The sequence below is a fragment of the Paraburkholderia sp. genome (assembly GCF_035501035.1).
GTDB lineage: Bacteria > Pseudomonadota > Gammaproteobacteria > Burkholderiales > Burkholderiaceae > Paraburkholderia.
In genome coordinates this window covers 1-6,858 of record NZ_DATJWR010000017.1, presented here as the reverse complement: position 1 = coordinate 6,858, position 6,858 = coordinate 1, and the positions used below count along the sequence as shown (strand labels likewise).

At 63.6% G+C, this 6,858-nt stretch carries 9 protein-coding genes; 7 read left to right on the top strand and 2 right to left on the bottom strand.

The window, feature by feature from the left end; all coding sequences use genetic code 11:
- The coding region (locus VMJ11_RS01090) for a hypothetical protein (RefSeq protein WP_325616046.1) at positions 1-379 on the top strand (379 nt) is incomplete at its 5' end.
- A gap of 295 nt (positions 380-674) precedes the next feature.
- Here the strand turns inward: VMJ11_RS01090 and VMJ11_RS01085 are convergent.
- Complete coding sequence (locus VMJ11_RS01085) at positions 675-1,580, bottom strand: LysR family transcriptional regulator (protein WP_325616044.1); 906 nt, start codon at positions 1,578-1,580, stop codon at positions 675-677.
- Positions 1,581-1,686: 106 nt separating this feature from the next.
- Between VMJ11_RS01085 and VMJ11_RS01080 the strand changes: the two genes are divergently transcribed.
- Genes VMJ11_RS01080 through aroQ form a run of 6 tightly spaced genes read left to right on the top strand, consistent with a single transcriptional unit; the run spans position 1,687 to position 6,010 of the window.
- On the top strand, positions 1,687-2,637 hold the full coding sequence (locus VMJ11_RS01080) for a 2-dehydropantoate 2-reductase (protein ID WP_325616043.1): 951 nt from the start codon (positions 1,687-1,689) through the stop codon (positions 2,635-2,637).
- Positions 2,634-3,026, top strand: coding sequence for a VOC family protein (locus VMJ11_RS01075; protein ID WP_325616040.1), 393 nt, complete (start codon positions 2,634-2,636; stop codon positions 3,024-3,026). The genes VMJ11_RS01080 and VMJ11_RS01075 overlap by 4 nt, the downstream gene beginning before the upstream one ends.
- 2 nt (positions 3,027-3,028) lie before the next feature.
- Positions 3,029-3,487, top strand: coding sequence for a MaoC family dehydratase (locus tag VMJ11_RS01070; RefSeq protein ID WP_325616038.1), 459 nt, complete (start codon positions 3,029-3,031; stop codon positions 3,485-3,487).
- Positions 3,487-4,698: a CoA transferase gene (locus VMJ11_RS01065; protein WP_325616036.1), complete on the top strand. Its 1,212-nt coding sequence runs from the start codon at positions 3,487-3,489 to the stop codon at positions 4,696-4,698. The genes VMJ11_RS01070 and VMJ11_RS01065 overlap by 1 nt, the downstream gene beginning before the upstream one ends.
- Positions 4,699-4,704: 6 nt before the next feature.
- Positions 4,705-5,550, top strand: coding sequence for a shikimate dehydrogenase (aroE, locus tag VMJ11_RS01060; protein ID WP_325616032.1), 846 nt, complete (start codon positions 4,705-4,707; stop codon positions 5,548-5,550).
- A gap of 19 nt (positions 5,551-5,569) precedes the next feature.
- Positions 5,570-6,010: a type II 3-dehydroquinate dehydratase gene (aroQ, locus tag VMJ11_RS01055; protein WP_325616028.1), complete on the top strand. Its 441-nt coding sequence runs from the start codon at positions 5,570-5,572 to the stop codon at positions 6,008-6,010.
- A 393-nt stretch (positions 6,011-6,403) separates the two neighbouring features.
- Here the strand turns inward: aroQ and VMJ11_RS01050 are convergent.
- A partial coding sequence (locus VMJ11_RS01050) for a TonB family protein (protein WP_325616025.1) occupies positions 6,404-6,858 on the bottom strand: 455 nt, incomplete at its 5' end.

The following is a 6,858-nucleotide window of genomic DNA, read 5'->3' as shown; positions in this document are numbered from 1 at the left end:
CGCGACATCGATCATCCGCGATCCCTTCGGCCAGACCCAACCGTTCCATATCTCAACCGGCGACAGCAACGGCTACGTCGACTGCACGAAGCTGCCCAACTGTGTGAAGCTCGTGTCGCGCGAGAAGTGGGTCGGCCAGCTGGTTCAGGTCGACACGAAGAAGGTCGACGGGGAAACCTTCGATCTGGCCGTGACGGCGATCGACACCGCCGCGACCGGGAAGACGAAAACGGGACCGGCCAACTGCGTGAGCGAGCAGGTCAACACGACGGGCCTCGAGGTCCACGATGTCCCGGTCCAACTGCGCGCAGGCAGCGCCGCTGAAGTGCCGCTGGGCGATCCGCACTACAAGCTCGCGCTCAAGCTGGTTGCGGGTTGACGATGCGCGGGCCACACGTGTGGCCATTTCGGACTCCCGGTGCACCGGTTTCATGAAGTCGTAATACGGCCAGGGGACGATTTGATCGTCTTCTTTTCACGCGTTTCCACTCTCCGCCTCCGGGCGGATTTTTTTTTGGCCAGATCAAACGTGTGCAGCAAGAGGCAACCGGGCTGGAAACTACGCAGGAACGCCTCGGGGTGGTCCATGGACTCTAAAGGCCGGGACCGGCCACTTTCAGAGGTACAACGGTCGTATTGTCCGTGAAATGGCGCACGGCGCCTTGGTGTCATTTTCACGGCGATACGCCAAACAGCTGAAGGACCACACCACGCAACCAGCGATTCCCGGCCTCGTGATGATACCGGGCATGCCAATGTTGCCGGACGGCGAAACCATCCACGGGGATCGGGCACGCATGTACAGCCAGATCGTTGGCCTGCGCGAGCGTTTCTCCAATGTGGCGTGGCAGCGTGGCGACCAGGTCCGTCGTCTGGACGATCGTTCCGAGCCCCAGGAAGCCCGGCAGCTGCAGCACGATGTCACGCTCGACCCGCTCGCGCGCCAGCGCCAGTTCCAGCAATTGCGCACCCGTGCCCGATTCGATCGCGACATGTGCCTCCGAGCGATACTGCTTCAAACCGAGCCGCCCGCGAATGTGCGGATGATGCCGGTTCGTCAGACATACCCAATCCTGTTGATAAAGCTGCTGCTGGTAGATGCCGCCGCTTAGCCAGGGGACGTAGCCAATAGCCAGATCGGCCTCACCCGACTCCAGCGCCCGTTCCGTGTTGCCGTCGATTCCCGCCGCCTCGAGCCGGATGCCGGGCGCCTGGGCGCGTACGTGCGCGAGCAATCTCGGCAGCAGCGTGATGTGGCTCGCGTCCGTCATGCAGATGCGAAAGCGCCGCTGCGCGGTCGCAGGATCGAACGTGATCTCCCACGCGGCGAAGCGCCTGAGCGATTCGAGAATCTCGCGGCAAGGCCCGATCAGCGCATCGGCCTGCGGCGTCGGCGCCATGCTGCCGGGGGTGCGGATGAAAAGAGGGTCCTGCAGATACTCACGCAGCCGCCCGAGCCAGATGCTGATGGTAGGTTGGCTTTGTCCCAGTTGCTCGGCAACGCGCGTGACGCTGCGCGCGTCATACAGAAGGTCGAACAGCTGTAGCAGCTTCAGATCAGGTAAATCGGTCGGCATCATGGCGTAGCGAGCATTATTGTCTGGTGCAATGACGCCATTGTAGTCATTGCATTGCCGATATGAGCCGCGACTCCTATCGTGTGCCTACACGTCAAGGAGAAACCCTGTGAAGATTGCAATTCTCGGCGCCGGCGCACTAGGCTGCGCGATCGGTGCCACCCTCACGGAGGGCGGCCACGAAACCTGGCTGCTGGACCGTTCGCCCGTCCATGTCGAAACGATGCTCCGCGACGGTCTGCTGGTCGACGACGATACCGGCACGCGGCGCATCGCGGTGCGCGCGGCGTCCCAGGCAAGTGAAATCGGCGCAGCCGACGTGGTGATCGTGCTGGTCAAGTCCTTCCACACCGACGCGGCGATGCGCGGCGCACTCGCGCTGATCGGGCCCGAAACGCTCGTGCTGTCGCTGCAGAACGGCCTCGGGCATGAAGACGTGCTCGCCGATATCGTGGGCCGCGAGCGCGTGCTGGCGGGCAAGACGTATGTCGGTGGCGTGTTGCGCGGTCCGGGGCATATCCAGTCGGGTGTCACCGGCAAGGCGACGTACATCGGCGAACTGGATGGCCAGCTCACGCGCCGTGTGAAGACAATCGCCGAGGCCTTCAATGCAGCGGGGCTGACGACCACAGTCAGCGACAACATCATGGGCACGATGTGGGACAAGCTGCTCGTCAACGTCGCTACGGGCGCGATTACCGGCATTACGCGCCTCACTTACGGCCAGCTCTATGACGAGCCGCTGTTGAAAGCGACGGCTCTCGCGGCCATCGGCGAAGCTATGGCAGCAGCACACGCGGCCGGCATCACGTTGTCGATGACCGACCCCGAGCAGGCATGGACACTGGCGGCCGAAGGCCTTTCTCCCGCGTTCAGGACGTCGATGCTGCAAAGCCTCGAAAAGGGATCGGCCACGGAGATCGATTTCATCAACGGTTCGGTGGTGCGCTGGGGACAACGGCTCGGCGTGCCGACGCCCGTCAACGCGACGCTGGTGGCCTGCATCAAGGGCATCGAGCGCGCGATGGCCGATGAAGCGAGCAAGGAGACGACGGCATGAGTGGCTCGAAGGCTTATCTGGAACATGTCGCGATCTGGGTGAAGGACATCCGGTGGCATATCAGCTTCTTTGAAGACGTGCTCGGCATGACCATGCGTGAAGTCGACGGTACTGTCGACGCGCCGCGCCAGTACTGGACGCTTGGCGGCCTGCAGTTCATTCATGCGCCTCAGCATGAAGGGCCAGAGGGGCGCCTCGCACATCTTGGCGTGATGTGTGAAGACCTTGAGGCGGCATTGGCTGAGGCCCAAGCCTATGGCGTTAGCGAAATGCCGCAAGGGCGCAACTGGCTGCGTCTGCCCGACGGCCTCGCCGTCGAACTGATTCAGGCGAAGCCCGCGAAGTGTGTTGCGCAGGCGCTGAGCATCAACCCGCGCGCGGAGGCGTGAGCATGACGATCATCGACAAGTACTGGGACGACGCCCGCGAAGGCGACGAGTGCGTGAGCCCGAGCTACACCGTGACGAAGGAACGGATTCTCGCGTACGCCGACCTCACGGGCGACCATACGCCCGTGCACGTGGACGAGGCATACGCCAGAGCGAGCCACTTCGGCTGCCTCGTCGCGCATGGGCTTTTCGGGCTGTCGATTGCCGACGGCCTCAAGACACAGAGCGACTATCGCTTTCTGCCCGGTATGTCGCTTGGATGGACGTGGGATTTCCTGCTGCCAGTCAAGGTCGACGATGTGTTGCACGTGAAATTTCGCGTCGGCGCCATGCGGCCGAGCAACAGCCGCCCCGGCTGGGGCATCGTCGTGCTGCCCTCCGAACTGATCAATCAGGATAACCAGGTGGTTCAGCGCGGCGAACATCGTCTGATGGTGCCGCGTCGGCCGGGAGCGTACTGATGCAGGCCCGTCCTCTCGAAGGCATTCGCGTTGTCGACTATAGCCACTTCCTCGCCGGTCCCTACGTGGGCCGCTGTCTCGCGGCGCTCGGCGCCGAAGTCATCAAAGTCGAGCGTCCGGGCAGCGGCGACGCAGGGCGCCAGCACGCGACCGTGCTGGACGGCCAGCAAAGCGGCTATTTCCTGCAATTGAACATGGGCAAGCGCGGCGTCAGCGTCAACATGAAAGATGCGCGCGGCAAGGAGTTCATGCGCCGCTTGTGCGACTCGGCGGATGTGTTCGTCGAGAACTATCGTCCCAGCGCGCTGGACAAGCTCGGACTGGGCTATGTCGAGTTATCCGCGCGCAATCCGGGCCTCGTCTACTGCTCGATTTCGGCATACGGCCATACGGGCCCCGACGCGCATCGCGCCGGTTTCGGCCTGATCGCGGAGGCGAAGAGCGGCATCATGCAGATGGTGGGCACGCCGGGCGAACCGCCGCCGTTGCTGCGCATTTCGCTCGGCGACATGTACACGGGCATTCACGCGGTGGCGGCGATCAACGCGGCGCTGCTGGGACGCGTGAAGAGCGGCCGCGGCCAGCACATCGACATGGCGCTCTACGACACGCTCGTCTCGATGCACGAATACGCGGTGCAGTGCTACACGCTTCGGGGCGTGCTGCCGGAGCAGACGGGGCACGACATGCCGACCTCGACGCTCTATGGCGTGTTTCGCGCCGCGGACGGCGACCTCGTGATCGCGGCACAGGTGGACGACGCGTGGAAACGCCTCGCCGCGCTGATCGAAACGCACGGCGGGCCCGCCGGGTTCGGCAGCGATATGCGCTTTTACGATAGCGTCGGCCGCAACACACACCGGCAGGCGATTTTGTCCGTCGTAGAGCCGTGGGTCGCCGCGCGGCCCGTCGCACAGGTGCTCGAACTGCTGGATGGCATCGATGTGCCTTGCGCAAAGGTGCAGCGCATCGACGAGGTGCTCGACGATCCGCAGATCAAGGCGCGCGGCATGGTGGTCGAGCAGCATCACCCGCGCTATGGAACGCTGCGTTTGCCCAACCTGCCTTTCCGCTTTTCTGATTGCGACACGACCATTCGCGACGTCGCGCCGGATCTCGGGCAGCACAACACGGAAGTCGCGCAATCGCTCGGCTTTTCCGCTGCCGAGATCGAGGCGATGCAATGCGAAGGCGTTCTCTACTCGAAGTGAGACACCATGACTGACCCGTATGCAGTGATCGGCCATCCGATCGGACACACGAAATCTCCCTTGATTCACGGCCTGTTTGCCGAAGCGACGCATCAGGCGATGTCCTACGTCGCAATCGAAGGTCCGCTCGATCCTGACGATGGCTTCGCGAAGGTCGTGCGCCAGTTCGCTGCGGATGGCGGCAAGGGCATGAACGTCACCGCGCCGTTCAAGCTCAAGGCCTTCGCGCTCGCCGACGAGCGCAGCGAGCGCGCGACACTGGCGGGTGCTACCAATGCGCTCAAGTTCGAGAACGGCCGGATCGTTGCCGAGAATTTCGACGGCATTGGCTTGTTGCGCGATATCGAAGTCAATCTCGGCGTCCCGCTTGCCGGCAAACGCGTGCTGATGCTCGGCGCGGGCGGCGCAGCGCGCGGCGCGCTGCTGCCGTTTCTCGCCGCGGGTCCCGCCGAACTGGTCGTCGCCAATCGCGATGTGTCCAAAGGCGAGGCGCTGGTCGCGCTGGTCGCCCAGGTCGACTCGCGCGCTACGGGCTTGCGGGCCTGCGGCTATGGTGATCTCGCGACGCGAGGCCGCTTCGACCTTGTGGTCAACGCGACGTCCGCAAGCTTGACGGGCGACCTGCCACCCGTCCCTCCGGGCGTGTTCAGCCCGGAGGGCACTGCCTACGAGCTTGCGTACGGAAAGCGGCTCACGCCGTTCCTGCGGCTCGCGCGCAACGCTGGCGTACACGGTGTCGCCGACGGCGTGGGCATGTTGGTCGAACAGGCGGCCGAAGCCTTTGCATGGTGGCGCGGCGTGCGACCGTCGACGGCCGCGGTCATCGACCGCCTCTCAGTGCCACTCGACTGAGTACGCAAAGGAGAACCCGATGAAGAACATCCTGATGCTTCATGGCATCAATCACGACATGTTCGGCAAGCGCGACCCGGCGCAATACGGAACGGTTACGCTCGCCGACATCGATGCCAGGCTGCAGGCACTGGGCGAGGAACTGGGTGTGCAGGTCGAATCGTTTCAGACGAACAGCGAAGCGGCGATGTGCGAGCGCATCCATCGAGCTTTTGAAGAGGGCGAGGACGCCGTGCTGATCAACGCCGGTGCGTGGACGCACTACAGCTACGGCATCCGCGACGCGCTCGCGATCCTGACCTGTCCGGTCATTGAGCTGCACATGTCTAACATCCATGCGAGGGAATCATTCCGGCACCATTCGGTGTTCGCCGATATCGTCAAAGGGCAGATCTGCGGCTTCGGGATCGAGAGTTATCTCCTCGCACTGCGTGCCGTCCATGCGGAGATCCATGATTGAGCGGCACGCCAGAATCGCAACCCGGCTACTTCCACAATGATGAGTGATGCGGCGCATGACGGCTCTCGAATGAAGAAAGGACAGTCAAACGTCTCTTATTCAATGCGCCTTAATGGCTGAACCAGCCGTTGCCACAGTCTATGAGCGAGCGTCCGGGTCGGGTCGCGTGCCGCCGATCGCAGCCTTGCGAGGTTCACGCTGCGCGTGCGAATTGCATCAGGCTGTACCCGGACATGAAGCGACGGTCACCCAATCTGTTCAGATGACCGGAACCCGGGCCTTTTGGGGCGTTCGAGCTGTCGGGGCAATTGCTGCATGCGAACGCGCTCTGCTGATCGGATCCGAAGCCGGCTACCTCGCGCGTCTGTCAGAGTGGCGTGCCGCTCCAGCGAATCAGCTCACGTTAAAGTGCACGCGAATGTCCTGCTGGGTTTCGACGGGGTGTCCATCCTGTATCGCCGGAAAGAAACGCCAGCTTCGCAGGGTCTCAACAAGAATCTGGTTCAGACGCGGGTACTGCGTGGGCTTGATGAGTTCGACAGCTACGGATCCGTCGGTATGTATGACGAAACGGGCTATCGCAATGGTCTGGTAGGCCTGCTCGCGCAAATCGTCTGGAACCGAGGGCAGCGGCTGCGTGATGGCACGCGCCGGCGAGTTGCCGGGCGTCGATCCTGCGGACGCCCGGTCAGTGGTTGTCGCACCATGGTCGGACGACGACGGGGGTGCGCCAGCCGTCGCCATTTGGGCGGGCGAACGGGTCTCGGGCTGCGCTGCTGGCGCGGGCTCCTGGGCGCGTGCCATAGGCTGGGACTGCGGAGCCGGCGTTGGCGTGCGAACCGGCAGCG